The organism is Natrononativus sp. DTA114 (genome assembly GCF_059736515.1).
Genome location: NZ_JCASSN010000007.1, coordinates 25598 through 45740, shown reverse-complemented (window position 1 = coordinate 45740; position 20143 = coordinate 25598). Strand labels below are relative to the sequence as shown.

Sequence of the window (20143 nt, the reverse complement as noted above, 5' to 3'; positions counted from 1 at the left end):
CGACTGGTTTCGGGTCGGTTGTGAACCCGGTAGTTATGCGAACGACAGCTGTGCGACCGTAACGGTGACGAACAGTGCGAGGATGATCCCGCCAAGAGCAACCCCGGAGAGTGACGTCAACCCGGTCGCAGCCGTGAGCAGGAGAAGCGTACTCACGAAGGCGGCACCGACGTAGTAGCTCTCCGCCTCGATCGGATTCTCGGATCGTTCCGTCGACTCATCGTCAGTTGGCTCGAGGTAGGGGTCGAACTGGTCGGCCGCGGACGTGCGCTCGACGATCCCCCGGCTCTGGTTGTAGTTGATAATCCCCTCCTCATCGAGTTTCGGCAGGTGCGACTGGTACAGCGAGATGTACACGCGCTGGCGCTCGTCCGAACTCAACTGTTCGACCGTCGTCTCGTTCTCCCAGGCCGCGACCTGCTCTGCGAGATCGCGCATGCGAACCGGTTCATCAGTTCCCTGGAGATACCGCAGGGCATCACGGCGCCGGCACGTCTGCAGGATGTGGAAGATGTCGTCTTTATTTAGCGCGTGAGGCTCCGCATCGTCCTCCTCCTCCTCGAACGACAGTTCCTGGGTCGCAACGCCGGAAGTGGTCTCGGTTGTGCTCATTGTCCTCAGTCAGTCCATCTCGACAGGAGGTAATAAAGGATTAAACCCATACCAACCGTTGCGATATCGTCCCAGATCGTTTCCCAGGCGAAATAACGGGTGTTAGGCGAAAGGGAGTTCATTTGGCGGTAATATATCTCTAACAAGTAGCATTCTGAAGATATACCATGTTACACTGTGTTCCCAACTATTTAACAACAGTTACACACCGTTTAAGGCGCCGCAGTCATGCGGTTTTCATCTCCGTGAAGAGAAAACCGCCAGAACGACTGCAACGAATGGAATATACAGCGTTCCATATCTTATGCGTATACTCTATTTTTTATGCGTCTGTTTGTGTCGATTACAACCGAGTGGGGTCGACAGGAAGCATCGAAAACACTGCCGAGTGACGGCTACGAGGGACGAATTCGTCGGAATCGTGTTTTGTTCATGTCAGAGTAATATGGATGCAACATAGTTAGTTTTCTACAGACGTTACGTTTGTCATAACTAACGTGGACAGAAGACTACCACAGAGTTATGTCGCAATCTGACCACCCCCATATGCGTATCGGTTGCCCCCAGTGTGAGGCTATGGTAACCACCTCAATTCCACCTGGAACGGGGATCAAGAGCCTCGAGTCCGGCGATGAGAGCCGGTTGCAGGGGACAGAAGCCTCCTGTAGTAACTGTGGGCACGAACTCGAACTATACTATTACTGACTCATAATATTTCCCGCCTTTTCACCGTTTGATCCGACCGAACAACTCGTCGTCTCCCAGCCCGGCCGAACACCGACCTGACGGTTCGTAGGACGCAACGATTCTCGCGGTGCGTGATTCGGTATGAGCTGTCAGGCACGGTACACCGAGCTTCCGGTGAAAATGGGCGACTGAACCGGACTGGAGAAACAATTCCGGGGACCGATCAATCCATTCGGAGTCGAGCCTCTCGAGAGCATCGGTGGTGTACCGTGTGACACACCAGGTTTCCGGTGAAATCCAGGAGAGGACGTTCGAAGTACATCGGTTACAGTCTTTCACTTTACCGATGTCGTTTTGAAGTTACCGCTGCCCGTATACACTCGCTGACGGCTTGAACTGCTATTGGAGTTCATCATTCGGTGGGGAAAATGACACTCATTGGGCGGTAGGGAAAATAACACTGGGCGGTGGGGAGAGAATGACACACTGGGTTTCCGGTGAATCACGTTTCGAGAGTACTGTCGAGATGAGTTGATCCTCTCGGGTCTCAATCGAGAGGACTTCGCGCGTCTTCTCAAAGAAATCCCGTGGAGAGAGTGACCTATTATGAACCGGAGGACGGAAATTGATTTTGTCGCGGACACACACCGGGTTTCCGGTGAAACAGGGGTCGAGAGTGGGTGGGTAGTAAACGATCGAGGTCGGAGCCACCAAACGTCGTCTTTCGATGGATACCCCGTCGTATCCACACCCGTTTTATCCATACTTTTCATACTTTTAGCGGTTAAATCACCAATGACTGCTTAAAGTCTTACCTATAATAGAAAGTAATAAATAGTGAAGGGGAGAACAGCCCATTGATACATTCGAAGCGGGAGCCGAAGTGTATTCGGCGGCCGTCTTTTCACCGGAAATCCGAAAATTCGTCGTCCGCATCTTTCCTGATCTCGTTACAGTCGAGTCTCCAGACAAGTACCCGCACTGATCGAGTGTTTAGAAATCCACTGTCGTCGCTTCTCAGTCTAGTTGCCCCTGTCACACACCAGGCTTCCGGTGAACACCCCCCCACCCTTACTCGCTCACACCCATTTCACCGGAAACCCGGTGTGCGCGCGCTCATTAAAAACCAACCCACGAATTCCTACCCAATCCACGCACGTTTAGCACCGAGCGTAGCGATTGCAGGGTTTATCCACGGATCTGTTCGCCGCCGCTGATTTTCTCGAGTAACTGCCTCTCGAGCGGCAGTTTAGAGTCTTCCGCTTCATCATCTGCTCTTTCGTCCCTCTTTCCGTGCTGGTAGATACTCTAATCCCTGTGTCGATAGATGTTCTCAGCGGCTCACACCACCGAACGATGGCGTTCCGCGAAAAATCACCGAAGGTGATATTTATCAATACTCTACAAGACGAGCGTTCACCGAACCAAACAGTAAAGAGTATTCACCGGAAACGTGGTGTCTATGTCGAGCTCTGGCGACGATCTTTTCACCCGCGAAGACCCGATCTTCGAGAACAAAGAACTTCTCGAGATCAATCACCTCCCCGAAGAGGGTAGAATCGTCGGACGAGACGACGAAATCTCCGAGCTCGCAAACGCCGTCAACCCTGCAATATTTGGCCAGAGTCCCAGTAATCTCCTGATCTACGGCAAGACGGGTACCGGAAAATCTCTCTGTGCGAAACATATCTCAGAGCGTCTTGTTCGCGTTGCCAAGGATGAAGGAGTTACCGCAGAGTTCGCGTACGTCGACTGTGCACAGGACAACACGGAAACCCAGGCGGTCCAGACGATCGCCTATTCGCTGAACTCTCCCGAGGCGACGGGTGTCAAGATTCCCGACAAGGGACTGAGCACGTCGACCTACTACAAACGACTCTGGAACGTTCTCGATACGCAGTACGGCGTCGTTCTCATAATTCTCGACGAAGTCGACAAACTCGACGACGACGACATTCTTATGCAACTCTCGCGCGCAGGCGAAGCGGGCAAACTCACCGACTGCAAGATCGGGGTTATCGGTATCAGTAACAAGATCAAGTACAAAGACCGGATGGACGAACGCGTCAAGTCGAGTCTCTGTGAGCGGGAGTTCGTCTTTCCTCCCTACGATGCGAACCAGCTTCGGGACATCATGCAAGCCCGCAGTGATGCGTTCAAAGACGGCGTCCTCGACCCGTCGGTGATCCCCCGGGCGGCAGCACTCGCCGCTCGCGAACACGGGGATGCCCGGAAAGCGATCGACATTCTCCGGTACGCAGGAGAAATCGCCCAGTCCAACGGCAGCGAAACGGTCCGCGAGGAGTTCGTCGTCCAGGCTCGAGAGCGCGCGGAAACGGACCGGTTTCGCGAACTTATCCGCGGTTCGACACCCCATTCGCGCTACGTTCTCCAGGCGCTCGCCGTCCTCTCGCTCAACACCCCCGACGAGGATGGCTTTCGGACGACGAAGATCTTCGACGTCTACGAGGAGATCTGTCGTCAGGAGGGATCGGATACCCTCTCGTTGCGGCGGGTCCGGGATCTGCTGAAAGAACACGCCTTCCTCGACATCATCGAGCAATCACGCCACAGCGGCGGGAGCGCCGAGGGCAGTTACACCGAACACCAGCTACTCGAGGACCCGGACGTCGTCCGGAAGGTGCTGGTCGAGACGGTCGAGGGGTAGGAGGTGAACCCAGCCAGTCATTCGGTTGTGCCGAGAGATCGCGTTATTCGACACCGAGTTCGTCGTCGGCCGGAACGTCGGCGTGATCCCACTCGAGTTCGAAGGTCACACGCCTGGTGTCGTCGTCCATCAGTGAGCTGTCGTCGTCGACGCGGACGATGAAGCCGAGGTCCGTCGGTGGGTTGATCGTTGCACTCTGGTTACCAGAGACCAGCGTCATCTTCTGACCGGCGACCGGATCGTCACTGGAGGCCGGAATCGTTTCCGTCTCGAGTTCGTCGGCGAACTCGCGGAGGTAGTCTGCGATATCGTTTCGCGAAAGCTGCCGTTCCGAATCGATGGTTGCCATACGGGCGGTAGTCTCTCGACTACCCTCGTTGTTATCACGTTCTTAAGCAGTTGTACGCCCGCTTCCCGAGTATCGATGCCCCGTCGATTACACGACCGTGTACTTTCGAGGCGCCGCCAGTTCCGACTCCGACTTCGTGCTGTTGCCCCGTGCTGACCCCCCGCGCTGCCGGTTACCGATTTTCGCTGTTACCGGTCCTGCTTTTTCGCCGCCGTCGGGTCTTTTCTCCCCGTCTCGCTTCGAGTGTCGGCTCCGTATTGCTACGGTAGCACAACCTGCTACCAGCGTCGTGGGGTTTCGTTCAACCGCTCTGCGCCCTCGTCCGTCACGACAACGAGGTCCTCGATTCGAACACCGAACTCGCCCTCGAGGTAGATCCCCGGCTCGACGCTGAACACCATTCCCGGCTCGAGGACGCGATCGTTCCCCGCGACGATGTACGGTGGTTCGTGTACCTCGAGTCCGACGCCGTGGCCAGTCCGATGGACGAACGCATCTCCGTAGCCGGCGTCTTCGATCACATCTCGTGCGATACGGTCGATCGAGGCGGCGGTTACACCTGGTTCAACGGCGGCAACGGCCGCCTCCTGTGCCTGCTCGACCACGCCGTGAACCAGTTCGTAGCCGTCCGGTGGTGAGCCCTCGAGAACGAGCGTTCGCGTCTGATCCCCGGGGTAGCGTGCCGTTCCTGATGGGAGGTCGGCGTCGACGTACGCTCCGAAGTCGAGAACGACCGGGTCTCCCGGTTCGATCACCCGATCGCCGCTATGGTGGTGTGGTCGGGCGCCGTTCGGCCCCGAGGCGACGATCGTCGTGAACGCCGGTTTTACGCCGCCGCCGTCCTCAAGCAGCCGTTCGATCTCACCGGCGAGTTCGGTTTCCGTGGCTCCGACGAACTCCGCTCCCCGTTCACGAATTTCGCGTACGACCCGGTCCGCGAGCGCGCCTGCTCGCCGAAGCGTCTCGAGTTCCGTTTCGTCTTTGCAGATGCGGAGCGGTTCGAAGACGGTGCTCGCTAGTTCGAACTCGGCAGCAGGCATCGCACGCCTGAGATCCTGGGTAAACAGGGCCCACATCCGGTCGTCGACGAGAACCGTGCCGATCTCGCGGTCGTACTCGGCGATGACCTTCTCGATCGTACCGAGTGGGTCGTCGCCATCGTCCCACAGCCGAACGTCGTCGATATGCGTCTCTGCGAGTTGATCTGCATACATCGTCGGGGCGACGACGGCAGGATCGCCGACTCGGGGGACGAACAACAGGAGGTGTCGCTCCGCGGGTGATTCCGAAAAGCCAGTCAGATAGGTGAGGTTCGGACTCGGAAAGAGAACTGCGAGGTCTGCGCCACACTTTCTTAGACGCTCTTGACAGGCGTTCGTTCGTCGTTCGAACGGGGTGTCCGTGTCGATCGACGGCCTATCCACGCTGGTCGAGGGATCGTTCATATCGCTCCTTCGGCGAGCGACGAAATGAACGTTGGTGCTCGAACAGCGGCGTCTCGGACAGAACTGTGTGCTCCTTTCACTCCTCAGCGTGTCGGGTTTCACGACGAGAGAGTGTCTCTGGGCTGTTTCGTTCGGTTCTCGTGAACAGTATCGGGTCCCATTAGAGGGCCATGCGGGTGCAGGCCACGAAGAAACCCGTGGAGACGCTGTCGGTCATGGCGAATGCGATTCCCCGAGGAGCGACGAATGGCGGCCGACGGTGGGACTACCCACCCAAACTCCGGTCACGACCACCAGATGGACTCTCCCTCGAAGGGGGGGTGCCTGGACGTCCCCAGATCGCTGATCGTGGTTTCGAACCGACAACCATATCGACACGAGTACGAGCGGAAGGTTGCTACCGCTGAGACCAACGACGGAGCCGGTGAGTCGCACAACGAAGCCACTCACGGCGGTAAGGGAGCCGATACCGGGTCGGCCGGAGCGGCGCTCGATGCCACGGTCAGGACGGAGCGTTCCATCAGTGTCGACGAGCCGACGGGAGGATTGACGGCCGGGCTCGACCCCGTTCTGCAACGGACGAACGGTACCTGGATCGCCTGGGGTGACGGCGAGGCGGATCGGGCGGTCACCAACGAGAACGACTGTGTCGCCGTCCCGCCCGACCAGGAGTCCTATACCCTTCGGCGCCTCTGGCTCTCGGAGGAGGCCATCAACGCGTACTACTACGGATTCAGCAATCGCGTTCTCTGGCCGCTGTGTCACGAACTCACCTCGCTGATCGAACACCGGGATGGTGACCGGGACTGGTATCGAACGGTCAACCGCCGGTTTGCGGCCGCCGTCGCCGAACACGCGACCGACGAGTCAGTGATCTGGCTGCAGGATTATCACCTCGGGTACGCACCTGCGCTTATTCGGGAGTCGGTCCCGGATTCGACGACGATCGCACAGTTCTGGCACGTTCCGTGGCCATCGCCGGACGCGTTCGACCACTGTCCCGGCAAGCGTGAACTCCTCCGTGGGTTGCTCGGAAACGACCTTCTCGGCGTTCACGTCGACCGATATGCGACGGCGTTTCTCGACTGCGTCGAGCGGTTCCTGCCGGAAGCCGACGTCGACCGTCAGGAGCGCATCGTCGAGTACGACGATCACACGACCCGCATCGCCGTTTCTCCGATGGGCGTCGACGCGCGCGAACACGATCGAAACGCCCGTGAGGTTCCTCGCTCCCGGTGGGGGTCTTTGCGAGAGGAGTACGGCATTCCGGAGGGATGTTCGATCGGCGTCGGTGTCGACCGCCTCGATTACACGAAGGGGATTCCCGAACGGCTCACGGCGATCGAGAACCTGTTCGAGCGGTATCCAGAGTGGCGAGAACGGTTTACGTTCGTCCAGAAGGCAACACCCAGTCGGACTGATATCCCGGCATACGCGCGGCTCGGCGAGCGCGTTCGCGATGCAGTCGACCGTATCAACGACCGGTTTGCCACGACGGAGTGGCAACCGATCGTTTACACCGAGGAGTTCCTCCCGCGGGAAGACCTCTGTTCGCTGTACCGGCGCGCAGACGTGATGGTCGTCAGCCCGTTGCTCGATGGAATGAATCTCGTCGCCCAGGAGTTCGTCGCCTCTAACGTCGACACCAACGGTTCACTCGTGTTGAGCGAGCGCGCCGGAGCCCACGAACGCCTGGGTGAGTTCGCGTTGACGATCGACCCACACCGAACCGAGGAGTTCGCGGACCGTCTCGCTTCGGCGCTCTCGATGTCCGGCCAGGAGCGCAAACGCCGTATGAGCGCGCTCCGCAACCAGGTGTTCGAGAACGACCTCGAGTCCTGGATGCGGTTCCAGTTCGACCAACTGAACCGTATCGCGGCGGACAAATCGAATGGAACAGGCGGACGAGCCTGGCAGCCGAACGGCCCACACGAACGCTTTCGGCCGCTGTGACTGTCGCACGAACGGTCACGGACTTTCCTCCTGTGACTGTAGTAGATCCAGCTTCGTCTCCTGTCGCTGCAGCAACTCTTGGTAACACAAATGAGAGCACAGAACCGGGGTACTCTGGCGTCCCGGAGCGGGTAAGGGGGTGTTGGGGGAGTTCCACGCGCGGTTCGCAAGTGATGTGAGCGCATTCGGGGGAGCTCGACCGGAACAGCTCACATTCGCTGGAGTGCCCTGGGAATGTGCTCTCAGGTGCCTCGTTCGAAGCACCTACTACTCCGAACGCCCCCTTTCCACTTAATATCACCGATAAAAATTACTATCAGTTACGGACGCATTTGGGCCGAAAGTATTAGTTACCAGTGGAAATGTAGTTATAGTACGAGAGTGAACGAGAGTGAAGCTCAGACAACCCACAGATTTCCTGATCCTCGAGGCACTCGAGGACAAAGGACGAAACGTCGCAACGAATCTGGCCAGCCACACGGGCAAGAGCCGAAAGAACATCAACACTCGTCTGCCGGTGCTCGAGGACTACGGCCTCGTCAACAAGATCGGGCCAGCAGAGCGCTCCGGACTGTACGAGATTTCCTCGCTCGGTAAGGCTGCGCTGGTGTACCAGGATCAGTACGGCGAAGTCGATGACTTCGACGCCCTGATCGAGGGACCAAACGCGGCTTCAGCCGACGATGGCGAACCACAGGCCGGATTCGTCCGCGGAGAGGACGAGTCAGCTGACGACGACGAGTAACCCATCTTGGGTTAGCGTTTTTGCGACCGCACACGCGTAATTTCTACCATCAGGTTTAGCTCCGTATTCGCGTCGACCGTCCAGGACCGATCGAACCTGACCCCACCCCGATCGGCTCGCTCGAGCAGTACGCCGAGCCGTTCGGAGAACTCTTCGTCAGTAAGCGGCCGCTCCGCGTCGGTCATCGGTCGATCACCCGCCACTGAACGGGTCCGTCGAGTTGATCGTCTACCGGACCGCCCAGTGAGCGAAAGAGTGCGCTCGGTTGCATGGTCTTCCGTACGTTCTATATATCTATAGTATTTTCTTTCATCATATCCGCCTTTTAAGGGGGTAGGACTCACAGTCGTCTGTCCGTTCACTGTCGATGATGCGTCGAGGATCGAGATCGATTTAGGGGGTGAACCCGCCGCTGTATCCTTCGAGTTCGCGCATCGCACACTGGCTAAACGAAAAGCTAAGCTTTCGGGCGACAGGCTCGTCCGACGGGTAAACCGCGCCACATCGAGACTGATCGTCGTCGTAGTCTGGATCCCATGCATAGGTGCTGAGCATCGGCGTCGCAACGTCGATGTCCTCCTGTCGATGGGTAAGTCCGTGGTCGTGGGCCAGCCCCAGTGCGTGCCCAGCCTCGTGGATGAGGACCTGCATGACCCGGTTCGGTGTCGTATACGTCACCTTCCCGCCGGGATCCGACACCGTCTCGATGGGATCGATTCGGCTGAGATACCGTGCGCCGCCGACGGAGGCGACGTGGGGCATTCCGAACCCGGTGGGGGCTGTCTGCATCTGTCCGTCGGTAACGAGCAAGTTGACGTCATCGACGGGCGCGATATCGCCGTAACCGGCCATTCCCGCAGCAACCCGTGAGGGCCACTCGCCGCCTCGTGTCACCGCCGCTCCGTCTTCGGTTGCGACGGAGACGACACCGCCGTAGGAGAGTTCGAGCGACCAGTGATCGACGTCGAGGGCGAACGTGAGATACTCAGTAACTCGGTCGACCACGTCCGAGTACGTCGCGGCCTGTTCTGATAACCAGAAACGGACCTCGAGCGTGTCTACCGGCGATCGAGAGGCGTAGCCGATGACGCCCAGCGAGGCCAGTGAGCCGACCGTTCCGAGTAACGCCCGTCGCTTCACGCTGACTACTCACGACTGAACGAGTGAGAGTACCACTGTTCACATCGACAGTCTTTATCGTGGAGGGCTGGTGGCCAGCCCAGAACGGGGGAGACAGCGCGGCAGCGGTCGCACCGACCACGTTCGTGTGGTCGAAAATGTGGGACCGTATGGGGACGTTACGCGGCTATTGTTCGTGTGTATTGTTCGTGTGTGACGTTTCGCGTGCGTGAAGGGCGGCTACCCAAGCTGGCTGATCTCGATCATCCAGTCGGGCTGGTCTGCGTCCGAACGAACGTCGAACGCGCGCCCGATGTGGACGTCGTGCTCGTTCGCCAGTTCGATGAGCTCTGCCAGCGCCGTCTCGAAGTCGTCGATCTCCATCGTGTCCTCGTGGAACTGCTCGAGGTCGATGGTCGCGCTGGCGTCGTGATAGTGGGAAGGCTGGCTCATGTGTTACCGGATACTGGAACGCCCTGGTGATATAATCCGAATTCTCTCCCGAGCCATTGCAGACCGTTCCGACGACCTTTAGGATACTTTTGATGAGTTAAACTGTGTTTAAGCAGTGCTTGAAAGTCAGAATTTACGATAGAGACGCGATCTGACGCATTTATATTTCCATAGTCTGTCTCAAAGTACTGTAACTGGGTGGGAGACTGGTTCCAGACGGAATTTCCGATGCGAGGGATACCCGAATTGGTGACCGGCGTGACAGCAAGGAACACAGATGTGGTTCGACAATCATCGGTAGGCAGTCACCGGCGACTCGAGTCGGTACTAGAATCGACGCTACCCGTGGGTGGTGACCGTTGGTTTACGTAAAACCGAACTCGGTTCCCCCTTACGGCAGTGCCCGGCGCGTATCAACGATACGCGAGCCCGCTGTGTCGGATCTGATCTCCGCCCAGTCGGGTAGTTCCTCCGTCGCCGTCGAAACGAGCAGCAGTAGCTCTCCGTCGTCGGTCCCGACGAGTTGTCGACCCGTCTCTTCTTCCCACATGCAGGGTTTCCATTTGCCCGACCGCATCTTCTCTCCGACCTCCCAGTCGGTGTAGTATCGGCCGTTCGAGGCCTCATAGAGCGGTCCGACGTTCAATTCTTTTACCACGATGCCTGCACCTCCAGCGCTCGAGTGGGGGCCACCGTCGCGCAATCGAGTGTTTCCACCATTCTGGTACCCACTTGTCTAACCCCTTCCCGTCCGTATCCTCATTAGGGTTTACATGACGTAACTTTATAACTCCCGTTATCGTGAATTTCACGATAGCATGAACTATTAATACCGATTTTCCTCGGATTCAATATGCCTGTATCTGTGTACTATACGGACTGGAAACTCTATTCTCGAGTAAACTATGTGGCTGACCGTTCGTCCAGCCACCCCGGTCACGCCCGTCTGGCGGAGCGAGTTACCAACCGGTTGTGGTGTCACTAAACTCCGGTTCGCTGCTGACTCTCCCGTATCAGGTTAGCTGCTGTTCTGCGAGGAAACCGAGCAACTTTCGCTCCACTCGACGGCGGTGTTCTTCGGCCGTTCGACGGTCGATCCCGAGAGAGTCGGCGACCGCCGTCATCGTCGTCTCTCGGGGGAGTTCGTAGTAGCCACGGTCGTAGGCGAGGAGGAACACCTCCCGCTGTCGACGGGTCAGCGAGGGTTGGGAACCGCCGGGTGCGAACGCAGCGTGTTCGACTGGGGCGGTTTCGAGTTCGCGTTTCGCGTCGACGGAAACCTCGAACTCCTGAAGCAGAGATCGGTAACACCCTGTTAGCCGGTCGCCGTCGAGGGCGAGGACACGACAGAGGCGTGCGCCGTTTTCGTACCGCAAGGGCGGTAAGAGCAGGCAGCCGTGTTCGTCGAGGTGAACGTCAACGGTAGGGGTATCGTGCTCTTTGATGCAACTCTCCGTGACGGCGACGACCGTCGCTCCCTCGACCAGCGCGTCGTCAACGCCGGCGATCGCGTCTATCTCCTCGAGTATCTCGTCGGTTTCCGATGCTCGACAGCTAACCTGCAGGAGATCGCTGTGGTCGTTACACCATAGCGAGATCCGGGCGTCGAACTCGGCGGTGAGGGTGGCGTACCCGCTCGTCCCGGCGAGCCGGAAGGTGGCCTCGTGCATGCAGTCTGGAAGGCGACCTGTATATAAAACACCCGGCATATGCTCACTGTGTTCCCTTCACAGGCCCCGTTCAACGATAGGCTATATGCAGTCACCAGACGCAGCCGACGGTGGCGTTGGCGAACCGAGCAGTCAGTGGCTCGAGTATCAGGGAGCACCGACGGGATCGGACCGCGAGTGCCGTGGCTGGCGCCAGGAGGCGGCGTTTCGCATGCTCAACAACAACCTCGATCCGGAGGTCGCGGAGAAACCCGAGGACCTGGTCGTTTACGGTGGGACCGGCCGGGCGGCCCGCTCGTGGGACGCCTACGACGCGATCTGCGACGAACTCCGCGATCTCGAAGACGACGAGACCCTGCTCGTCCAGTCCGGTAAACCGGTCGGGCGATTCGAAACTCACGAGCGCGCTCCGCGCGTCCTCATCGCGAACTCGAACCTCGTGGGGAAGTGGGACAACTGGGAGCACTTTCACGAACTCGAGGCCGAGGGGAAGATCATGTACGGCCAGATGACCGCGGGGTCGTGGGCGTACATCGGCACGCAGGGGATCATCCAGGGGACTTACGAGACGCTCGCGGAGCTCGCGGAACAGCACTACCCCGATAACGAGGGACTCCGCGGAAAGACGGTCGTCACCGGCGGCCTCGGCGGCATGGGCGGTGCACAGCCGCTCGCGGTCACGATGAACCACGGCGTCTGTATCGCCGCGGAGGTCGACGAGAGCCGGATCGACCGGCGGATCGAGACCGGCTACTGTATGGAGAAGACCGACGACCTCGAGGCGGCAATCGAGGCGGCCGAGGAGGCCGCGGCCGCGGGCGAGCCGTACAGCGTCGGGGTTCACATGAACGCCGCGGACATGCTCGAAGAAATGCGGGAACTGGGGTTCGTCCCCGACGTGATCACCGACCAGACGAGCGCCCACGACGAACTCGAGGGTTACTACCCATCGGGGTACACCGTCGAGGAAGCCGACCGACTCCGCGAAGACGACCCCGAAACGTACGTCGAGGAGAGCCTCGACACGATGGAACGGCACGTCGACGGTATCCTCGCCATGCAGGAGGCGGGCGCGATCGCCTTCGAGTACGGCAACAACATCCGCGGCCAGGTCGAGGAGCACCGGGATCACGAGACCGCCTTCGACTTCCCCGGGTTCGTCCCCGCCTACATCCGGCCGCTGTTCTGTCGCGGGAAGGGGCCGTTCCGCTGGGCCGCCCTCTCCGGTGATCCCGCTGACATCCATCGCACCGACGAGGCCGTCAAGGAACTGTTTCCGGAGAAAGAGCACCTCCACCGTTGGATCGATCTCGCCCAGGAGCAGGTCGAATTCCAGGGGCTGCCCTCGAGGGTGTGCTGGCTCGGCTACCACTCAGCCGACGATCCCAACGACCTCACCGAGCGCGCCCGCTTTGCCTTGCGGATCAACGAACTCGTCGCCAAAGGCGAAATCTCGGCGCCCGTCGTCGTCACGCGCGATCACCTCGACGCCGGTTCCGTCGCGAGCCCGAACCGCGAGACAGAAGCCATGCGCGATGGCACCGACGCCGTCGCCGACTGGCCGATTCTCAACGCTCTCCTGAACACCGCCGCAGGTGCCGACATCGTCAGCGTCCACGACGGCGGCGGCGTCGGGATCGGCAACTCGCTGCACACGAACAACCACGTGGTCCTCGACGGCTCCGATCTTGCCGCGGAGAAGGCCAGACGGGTGTACACCACCGATCCCGGAATGGGCGTCATCCGTCACGCCGACGCCGGCTACGAGGAGGCGCTCGAGGAAGCGCGCGAGTCGGGAGTCCACGTTCCGTTAGCGCGCGAGGTGGACCGATGACTGACGGTCTCGAGGGTGGCGAGTTCGTGACACATCCCGACTGGGAGGCCGCAGGCGGCTGGACCGAACTCGCAAAAACCGGCGACCCGAACGACGACCTGTTCGGCCACGCCGTCGCGGACGTCTCGGCGGCCGACGCCGGGACCGCCACCGCCGTCCTCGTCGGCGAGCCGTTCGACGGCGCGGTGATCGGCCGCTCCGGTGCGGCGGACGGGCCGCCGGCGATCAGGCGCTCGCTCGCTCGAACGAAGACCCACCACTTCGACGCCGGCGACGTCGTCCGGATCGGCGATCTCGGCGACGTCGCCTCGCTCGTCGATGCCGACACGGATGCCACGGAGCCCGCGGACGAACCGGTCGAGTCCGTCCAGCGCCGGCTTCAGGAGGTAACTGCGGCGATCCACGAACTCGAGACCCTGCCCGTCTTCCTCGGGGGCGACAACTCCCTGACGTACGCGAACGTTGCGCCGCTGCTCGAGTCCCACGACTCGGTCGGCGTCATCAACCTCGACGCCCACCTGGACGTCCGTGAACTCCAGGGGAGGGCGACGAGCGGCACGCCGTATCGACAACTGTTCGAGGCGGGCCTCGAGGGCTACGCCTGTCTCGGCGCGCGCCACTTCGAAACCAGCGGCCCCTACCGGGAGTTCGTCCGCGAGCGCGGCGGCGAGATCGTCACCGCCGAGGAGGTCGGCGACGATCCGGTCGCCGCGGCGACGCTCGCACTCGAGTCGCTCTCCGTCGATACCCTCTACGTGAGCGTCGACTGCGACGTCCTCGACGCCAGCGCCGCACCGGGCGTGAGCGCCCCGACGCCGGGCGGCCTCTCCACGCGCGAACTGTTCCGACTCCTGCGGCTGCTGGCGGGCGACGACCGCGTCGCTGGCTTCGAGGTCGTCGAGTGCGCGCCGCCGCTCGATCGAGAGGGGATGACAGCCGACGCGGCCGCCCGCGCGATCGCACACTTCCTCGCCGGTTACGGGGTGGGTCGTCGATGACCGCCGATACACCACCCGCCGACGGCTCCGTCGAGAGCGGGACGACGATCGTTCACGACGCGGCCGAACTCGTCGTCGGTCCCGCCGACGGAGCCGCAGCGACGGGGATGGCCCTCGAGGTCATCGAAGACGCCGCGCTCGTCGCGGTCGACGGCGAGGTCGTCGCGACCGGGCCGACCGACGAACTCGCGCGCGAATACCCGCTTGAGAACGCCGACACCGTTGTCGATGCGAGCGGGAGGGCGGTCGTACCGGGGTTCGTCGATCCGCACACCCACGCCGTCTTTGCGGGCGACCGCTCCGACGAGTTCGAGGCAAAACTCCGCGGGAAGACGTACCAGGAGATCCTCGCCGAGGGTGGTGGCATCCTCCGAACCGTTCGTGCGACGCGGGAGACGCCCACGGAAGACCTGGTCGAGAACCTCCTCACGCATCTCGACGTCATGCTCGAGCGCGGATCGACCACGGTCGAGGTGAAGTCGGGATACGGCCTCGACGCCGAGACGGAACTCCGCACGCTCGAGGCCATCGCCCGGGCGGACGAGCGCCACCCGATCGATCTCGTCCCGACGTTTCTGGGTGCCCACGCGGTTCCCGAGGGGACGGACACCGACGAGTACGTCGAGGAGGTAGTCAACGAACAGATTCCGGCGGTCGCAGAGCAAGGAATCGCCGAGTTCTGCGACGTCTTCTGCGAGGAAGGGGTCTTCGACGTGTCCCAGTCCAGGCGGGTGCTCGAGGCCGGCCTCGAGTACGGACTGACGCCGAAAGTCCACGCCGAGGAACTCTCGCACCTCGGCGGAACGAAACTCGCGGCCGAGGTCGGGGCGGCGAGCGCGGACCACCTGCTCCACTCGACGGAGACGGACATCGCGGCGCTGGTCGAGGCCGGAACCGTTCCGGTCCTCCTTCCAGGGACTGCCTTCGGTCTCGGCGCCGACTACGCCGACGCGCGGGCGTTCCTCGAGGCGGGCGCGCCGCTCGCGGTGGCGACGGACTTCAACCCCAACTGCCACTCGCGATCGATGGAGTTCGTCCAGACCCTGTCTTGCGTCGAGATGGGAATGACGCCCGCGGAGGCGCTCGTCGCCGCGACGAAGAACGCGGCGCTCGCGATCGACCGCGACGACGGGACCGGGACGCTCCGCGAGGGCGCCCCGGCCGACGCGCTGGTGCTCGAGGCCCCGTCGTACGCTCACCTCGCCTACCGGTTTGACACGCCGGCCGTGGAAACAGTGCTGAAAGGAGGGGCGGTGGTCTAAGGTGTCCGCCACCCGTCTCTCGGCATCGCCGACCCTGAGGAGCGATTCCGCGAAACGCATCCGTGCCGACCGATCGGCGTCAGTAGGTGATGATCTCGTATCCCTCGTCGACGAGCGAGCGGATGCTCGGGTGCCCGTCGAACTCGGCTCGTCGGTCGGCCTCGCTGTCGTCGACTTCGTCGTTGACGTCGTAGGCGTCGACGCAGTAGTCACACGCCTGGACGTGTTCTGCGACCGCGTCGTAGAGACTGTGGTAGTCGTGGTCCTCGTTCTCGAGTTCCCCGATCCACTGCGTGCCGGCACCGTCGAAGATCACTTCGACGTCGTCACCCGCCTGGTCGAACTCCCGGGCGGTCTGGAGGGCGTTGACGACGCGACCGAGGTCCGACGGCGATTCGGTTCCGGCGAGTACGACGATAGCTGCGTCTGGCATGTGTCCCGTCCTATCGCACTCTGCTACTCAGCCGTTGTGCGCTCGTGTGCCGGCGACGAATCTCCGCCGATCGATCGTGACACACTTCTCGCGGCAGGGCGTACGGATGAGAACATGACTGACGACCCTCGAGGGGGTGCGTACGCGTGACGACCTCCACGTCCACGATCGAACTCGACGGCGAGTCGCTGACGCCCGAAGAGGTCGCCGCTGTCGCTCGAGACGGCGCCGAGATCGCCATCACTCCCGAGGCCCGCGACCGGGTACGTGAGTCCCGCGGCCGTGTAGAGGACGTCGTCGAGAGCGGCGAGCCGGTGTACGGACTCAACACCGGGTTCGGCGAACTGGTCGGCCAGCGGATTCCGTCCGAGAAGATCGAACAGCTACAGACGAACCTCGTCCGGAGCCACGCCGCAGGCGCGGGTCGCGAACTCACGGTCGAGGAGGTCCGCGCGATGATGGTGACCCGTATTAACGCGCTCGTCAAGGGCTACTCGGGGATCCGCGAGGTCGTCGTCGACCATCTTCTCACGCTCTGTAACGAAGGGGTTCATCCGGTCGTCAGGTCCCGCGGAAGCCTGGGCGCGAGCGGCGATCTCGCCCCACTCGCGCACATGTCCCTCGTGTTGCTCGGTGAGGGCGAAGCCATCGTCGACGAACCAGCCGGTGGCGAGCCGGCTACCGCACACCGGGTTTCCGGTGGAGATGCCCTGAAGGCGGCGGGCCTCGAGCCGCTCTCACTCGCGCCCAAGGAGGGGCTCGCGCTGATCAACGGTACGCAGCTCACCGTTGGACTGGCTGCGCTGGTCGTCGTCGACGCCGAGCGACTGCTCGAGGCGGCCGACGTCGCGGGTGCGTTTACCACGGAGGTTACCCTGGGAACGACCGCGAGTTCTGACCCGGCGATCCACGAGGTCCGCCCCCACGGGGGACAGCTCGAGAGCGCCGCCCGGATCAGGGAACTCACGGCCGGCAGCGAGGTCGTCGAGGCCCATCGGAACTGCGACCGGGTGCAGGACGCCTACTCGCTGCGCTGTCTGCCGCAGGTTCACGGCGCCGTTCGGGACGCGGTCGCCCACCTTCGGGAGGGCGTCGAGATCGAACTCAACAGCGCCACGGACAACCCGCTCGTCTTCGGCGCGGATCGGGTCGACGACCGGGCTTCGGGAACCGACCGGGCGGCGGTCCTCTCCGGCGGAAACTTCCACGGAATCCCGATCGGACTCAGACTCGAGTACGTCAGGCTCGCACTCTGCGATCTCGCGGCTATCTCGGAGCGCCGGATCGATCGGCTGTTGAATCCCAACCTCCAGGAGCCGCACCTTCCGCCGTTTCTCACAGCCGAAAGCGGCCTGCAGTCGGGGTACATGATCGCCCAGTACACCGCCGCCGCGCTGCTAAACGAGATCCGGTCGCTCGGGCCGGCCTCGACCGACAACACGCCGGTCAGCGGCGGGCAGGAAGACCACGTCAGTATGAGCGCGCAGTCGGCGACCAACGTTCGACGGGCGCTCGAGAACGCCACCAGCGTCGTCGCGACGGAACTCGTCTGTGCGGCCCAGGCCGCGGAGTTCGTCGACGACGCGTTCGAACCTGACGCCCCGCTCGAGCTCGGAGCCGGAACCGACGCTGCCTACGAACTGATTCGGGAGGTCGTTCCGCCGCTCGAGGACGACCGCCCGGTCTACACGGACGTCGACCAGGTCGTCGCACTGATCGAGCACGATCTGCTGTCGGACGCGGTTTCGGCGGCAGTGTCGGAGCGGTAAGCGGGGACGGGTTCGTCCGGGCCGCCGATTCGCCTTCGCGATCGGTCACCCGGTTCCGCCGCCCTCTTCGAAGAACTCGCTGAGCAGTTCGTACAGCCCTCGCCTGAGGTGTTGGTGCATCGTCGGCGGCGTAACGTCCATCGACTCGGCGATTTCCTCGCCGGTGCTGCCGCGGGGCCAGTCGAAGTAGCCGCCGTAGTACGCAAGCCGCAGCGTCGTCAGCTGTCGGTCGGTCAGCCGGTCGAGAATTCGCTCGCGGCGCTCGACGGCCGTCTGGACCGGCTGATCGATCTCGCGCCTGGCGACCAGCGTCGTCTCCTCGTACACTCGTCTGATCGCATCGACGATCTCGCGAACGTCTGTGCCCTGCGGGACTTCGGCGACGACCGTCCCGCTCCCGTCGCTAACGGTGATTTCGCGGATCGTCACACCGTGATCTGCCAGCGCTCGAACGCCCGACTCCCGAAGTCGGATTTCGACCGTACACTGGTTCCCACCGTCGTGGATCAGCCGACACTCTTCGATCGAACTGTGGGCCGTCGCCTCCTCGAGTACGGTCTCGCCGTCGATCCCCTCGAGCGTGACGTACTGGTAGATCCGACCGTTGCTGTTGGTACCGGTCCACTCGAGAGAGGCCGTACAGTCGTACTTCTCCGAGAGGTCGAACGAGAACGTGTCGCCGCCGGAGATCCGTAGCTCGAGTTCGATGACGGCATCGGAGAAGAGGAGCCGTCGGTTTTTCACGGCGTTGATCGCAAAGCCGATCGTCTCACCCAGCAGTCGAAACGCGTCCTCTTCGCGCTCGCTGAACGCGTCTTCGCGGCTCGCGAGCACCGCGAGCGCTCCGTAGACGGCGGTGTCGTGGCTGATTGGCGCGGCGATCGCCGACCGAACGTCGTGACGCCGGGCCGCTTCCTGGAGATCGGCGGGCATCTCCGGCTTTTCGAGCATCTCGTTGTCTATCTGGACCTCGCCGGTCCGCATCGCCGTCACCACGGGACGCTCGTGGTCGGTCGAGAGCTCACGGATGCAGTCGATGTACGTCTCGGCCTCTCCGGCGCCGGTTCGGTAGTGGATGGTGTGTTCGCCGGTCAGCTCGCCGATCCAGGAGCCGCAGTAGAGCTCCGAGTCGACGAGCTGTTCACAGACCTCGCGCTCGATCGCCGACCGAGTGGGGGCTTCGACCAGCGTCTGGATCACCCGTCTGACGACGCCGTTGATCCGATCGAGCGTCTCGAGGTGGTCGCGGTGCTGACGGAGCTCTCGTTCCCGCGTTGCCCGCTCGGTGATGTCGCGTGCGAGCCAGACGACCGCCCGACTGCCGTCGATTCGATCGTCGACCGGGATGACTTTCGCCTCGAACCACCGGCGCCCGTCGTGGGTTTCGGCTTCGTATTCGATCGACTGTTCCCTACCGGTTTCCAGCGTCCGCTCGATACACGCCTGGAGCCGACCGGCCACGTCGTCGGGAAAGGCCTCCTCGAGGCTGGTTCCGACCAGTTGCTCGGGCGAAACGCTGTACAGATCTGCGGAAGCGGAGCGGATGTTCGCTTCGAGATAGATCCCGTCTTCGTCGATGACGAACGCCTCGTCCGGAAGCGTGGTGCCGATCAGCTGGTGTAACTGGTGCTCTGACATCGTCCCGGCGTCGGCTTCCCCGAGCGTCGTTCGCACTCGACCGCCACCGTCGTCTCTTTCGAAGGCGTCTCGCACGCGTTCGAGCCCGTTCTCGGTGTCGGCCGGCACGTACTCCGTCACCCCGTGCCGAACTGCCGCCGCGGCGAGTCGCTCGCTCCCGGTCGGGGGGGCAACGACCGTCGGCGGGGTGCGGTCGTCGACTCGAAGGTGCTCGAGGACGCGTCGTACTCGATCCGGGGCATCGAGCTCGAGGACGACGCCGACGAGATCGTCTTCGGGCCGGGACTGGACCGAATTCGATGGCGTAACTCGGACGACGTCGGCAGCAAGCTCCTCGCGCAACCGGTCACAGAGATCACTCTCGGGGGAATCCGATACGACCACGACTGTACCGTGTCGACGCTGGTTCGTCATACGCTGGAAACTGTCGTCCAAAGCGGACAATTGAACGGTTCGTTGTGGTGGTGCAACTGCTGCGATCACCAAAAGCCTGGCTATCGTCTCTCCG

At 61.9% G+C, this 20143-nt stretch carries 16 protein-coding genes; 7 read left to right on the top strand and 9 right to left on the bottom strand.

The features are described from left to right. Window positions 1-33: 33 nt before the first annotated feature. A complete protein-coding gene (locus AC6I6S_RS19840; protein WP_497952652.1) occupies window positions 34-612 on the bottom strand; it encodes a DUF7344 domain-containing protein in 579 nt (192 codons plus the stop codon). Window positions 613-2761: 2149 nt separating this feature from the next. Here AC6I6S_RS19840 and AC6I6S_RS19835 point away from each other — a divergent pair. Beyond that, the gene (locus AC6I6S_RS19835; protein WP_497952651.1) at window positions 2762-3967 is read left to right on the top strand and encodes a Cdc6/Cdc18 family protein; all 1206 of its coding nucleotides are present in this window, start codon (window positions 2762-2764) and stop codon (window positions 3965-3967) included. Between the two features lie 43 nt (window positions 3968-4010). Here the strand turns inward: AC6I6S_RS19835 and AC6I6S_RS19830 are convergent, their stop codons facing one another. Beyond that, on the bottom strand, window positions 4011-4316 hold the full coding sequence (locus AC6I6S_RS19830; RefSeq protein WP_497952649.1) for an amphi-Trp domain-containing protein: 306 nt from the start codon (window positions 4314-4316) through the stop codon (window positions 4011-4013). A gap of 278 nt (window positions 4317-4594) precedes the next feature. Continuing rightward, a complete protein-coding gene (locus tag AC6I6S_RS19825; RefSeq protein WP_497952648.1) occupies window positions 4595-5761 on the bottom strand; it encodes a M24 family metallopeptidase in 1167 nt (388 codons plus the stop codon). Between the two features lie 222 nt (window positions 5762-5983). Between AC6I6S_RS19825 and AC6I6S_RS19820 the strand changes: the two genes are divergently transcribed. Together AC6I6S_RS19820 and AC6I6S_RS19815 are read left to right on the top strand one after the other, a co-directional pair. Next, the gene (locus tag AC6I6S_RS19820) at window positions 5984-7714 is read left to right on the top strand and encodes an alpha,alpha-trehalose-phosphate synthase (UDP-forming) (protein ID WP_497952647.1); all 1731 of its coding nucleotides are present in this window, start codon (window positions 5984-5986) and stop codon (window positions 7712-7714) included. A gap of 391 nt (window positions 7715-8105) precedes the next feature. Beyond that, window positions 8106-8459 carry a winged helix-turn-helix domain-containing protein gene (locus tag AC6I6S_RS19815; protein ID WP_497952645.1) on the top strand — a complete coding sequence of 118 codons (354 nt, stop codon included), beginning with the start codon at window positions 8106-8108 and terminating at the stop codon, window positions 8457-8459. A gap of 393 nt (window positions 8460-8852) precedes the next feature. On the opposite strand, the gene AC6I6S_RS19810 is transcribed toward AC6I6S_RS19815, so the two are convergent. The 4 genes from AC6I6S_RS19810 to AC6I6S_RS19795 form a co-directional block, all read right to left on the bottom strand. Then, a complete protein-coding gene (locus AC6I6S_RS19810; RefSeq protein ID WP_497952643.1) occupies window positions 8853-9599 on the bottom strand; it encodes a zinc metalloprotease in 747 nt (248 codons plus the stop codon). Between the two features lie 219 nt (window positions 9600-9818). Next, window positions 9819-10031: a hypothetical protein gene (locus tag AC6I6S_RS19805; RefSeq protein ID WP_497952641.1), complete on the bottom strand. Its 213-nt coding sequence runs from the start codon at window positions 10029-10031 to the stop codon at window positions 9819-9821. Between the two features lie 391 nt (window positions 10032-10422). Further along, complete coding sequence (locus AC6I6S_RS19800) at window positions 10423-10689, bottom strand: hypothetical protein (RefSeq protein WP_497952639.1); 267 nt, start codon at window positions 10687-10689, stop codon at window positions 10423-10425. Between the two features lie 355 nt (window positions 10690-11044). Beyond that, entirely contained in the window at window positions 11045-11701 is a 657-nt protein-coding gene (locus tag AC6I6S_RS19795) for a helix-turn-helix domain-containing protein (RefSeq protein WP_497952637.1), read from the bottom strand. Between the two features lie 85 nt (window positions 11702-11786). Between AC6I6S_RS19795 and hutU the strand changes: the two genes are divergently transcribed. From hutU to hutI, 3 genes are read left to right on the top strand one after another with little or no spacing between them, the layout of a single operon-like run. Then, window positions 11787-13535 carry a urocanate hydratase gene (gene hutU / locus AC6I6S_RS19790; protein WP_497952635.1) on the top strand — a complete coding sequence of 583 codons (1749 nt, stop codon included), beginning with the start codon at window positions 11787-11789 and terminating at the stop codon, window positions 13533-13535. Beyond that, window positions 13532-14533, top strand: coding sequence for a formimidoylglutamase (gene hutG / locus AC6I6S_RS19785; RefSeq protein ID WP_497952633.1), 1002 nt, complete (start codon window positions 13532-13534; stop codon window positions 14531-14533). The genes hutU and hutG overlap by 4 nt, the downstream gene beginning before the upstream one ends. After that, window positions 14530-15795 carry an imidazolonepropionase gene (hutI, locus tag AC6I6S_RS19780; RefSeq protein ID WP_497952632.1) on the top strand — a complete coding sequence of 422 codons (1266 nt, stop codon included), beginning with the start codon at window positions 14530-14532 and terminating at the stop codon, window positions 15793-15795. The genes hutG and hutI overlap by 4 nt, the downstream gene beginning before the upstream one ends. 79 nt (window positions 15796-15874) lie before the next feature. Here the strand turns inward: hutI and AC6I6S_RS19775 are convergent, their stop codons facing one another. After that, window positions 15875-16228, bottom strand: a complete 354-nt coding sequence (locus AC6I6S_RS19775; protein WP_497952630.1) for a DsrE family protein — start codon at window positions 16226-16228, stop codon at window positions 15875-15877. 146 nt (window positions 16229-16374) lie between these two features. Here AC6I6S_RS19775 and hutH point away from each other — a divergent pair, with 146 nt between their 5' ends. Next, on the top strand, window positions 16375-17997 hold the full coding sequence (gene hutH, locus AC6I6S_RS19770; RefSeq protein WP_497952628.1) for a histidine ammonia-lyase: 1623 nt from the start codon (window positions 16375-16377) through the stop codon (window positions 17995-17997). A gap of 45 nt (window positions 17998-18042) precedes the next feature. Here hutH and AC6I6S_RS19765 read toward each other — a convergent pair whose 3' ends face one another. Then, window positions 18043-20049, bottom strand: a complete 2007-nt coding sequence (locus tag AC6I6S_RS19765; RefSeq protein ID WP_497952626.1) for a bacterio-opsin activator domain-containing protein — start codon at window positions 20047-20049, stop codon at window positions 18043-18045. Between the last annotated feature and the right edge of the window lie 94 nt (window positions 20050-20143).

What these genes read in the sequence shown, in the direction of transcription:
- AC6I6S_RS19830 (WP_497952649.1), bottom strand. Translation starts at nt 4,316, where the DNA reads ATGGCAACCATCGATTCGGAACGGCAGCTTTCGCGAAACGATATCGCA.
- AC6I6S_RS19765 (WP_497952626.1), bottom strand. Translation starts at nt 20,049, where the DNA reads ATGACGAACCAGCGTCGACACGGTACAGTCGTGGTCGTATCGGATTCC.
- AC6I6S_RS19840 (WP_497952652.1), bottom strand. Translation starts at nt 612, where the DNA reads ATGAGCACAACCGAGACCACTTCCGGCGTTGCGACCCAGGAACTGTCG.
- AC6I6S_RS19775 (WP_497952630.1), bottom strand. Translation starts at nt 16,228, where the DNA reads ATGCCAGACGCAGCTATCGTCGTACTCGCCGGAACCGAATCGCCGTCG.
- AC6I6S_RS19835 (WP_497952651.1), top strand. Translation starts at nt 2,762, where the DNA reads ATGTCGAGCTCTGGCGACGATCTTTTCACCCGCGAAGACCCGATCTTC.
- hutU (WP_497952635.1), top strand. Translation starts at nt 11,787, where the DNA reads ATGCAGTCACCAGACGCAGCCGACGGTGGCGTTGGCGAACCGAGCAGT.
- AC6I6S_RS19820 (WP_497952647.1), top strand. Translation starts at nt 5,984, where the DNA reads ATGCGATTCCCCGAGGAGCGACGAATGGCGGCCGACGGTGGGACTACC.
- AC6I6S_RS19805 (WP_497952641.1), bottom strand. Translation starts at nt 10,031, where the DNA reads ATGAGCCAGCCTTCCCACTATCACGACGCCAGCGCGACCATCGACCTC.
- AC6I6S_RS19825 (WP_497952648.1), bottom strand. Translation starts at nt 5,761, where the DNA reads ATGAACGATCCCTCGACCAGCGTGGATAGGCCGTCGATCGACACGGAC.
- AC6I6S_RS19795 (WP_497952637.1), bottom strand. Translation starts at nt 11,701, where the DNA reads ATGCACGAGGCCACCTTCCGGCTCGCCGGGACGAGCGGGTACGCCACC.
- hutG (WP_497952633.1), top strand. Translation starts at nt 13,532, where the DNA reads ATGACTGACGGTCTCGAGGGTGGCGAGTTCGTGACACATCCCGACTGG.
- hutI (WP_497952632.1), top strand. Translation starts at nt 14,530, where the DNA reads ATGACCGCCGATACACCACCCGCCGACGGCTCCGTCGAGAGCGGGACG.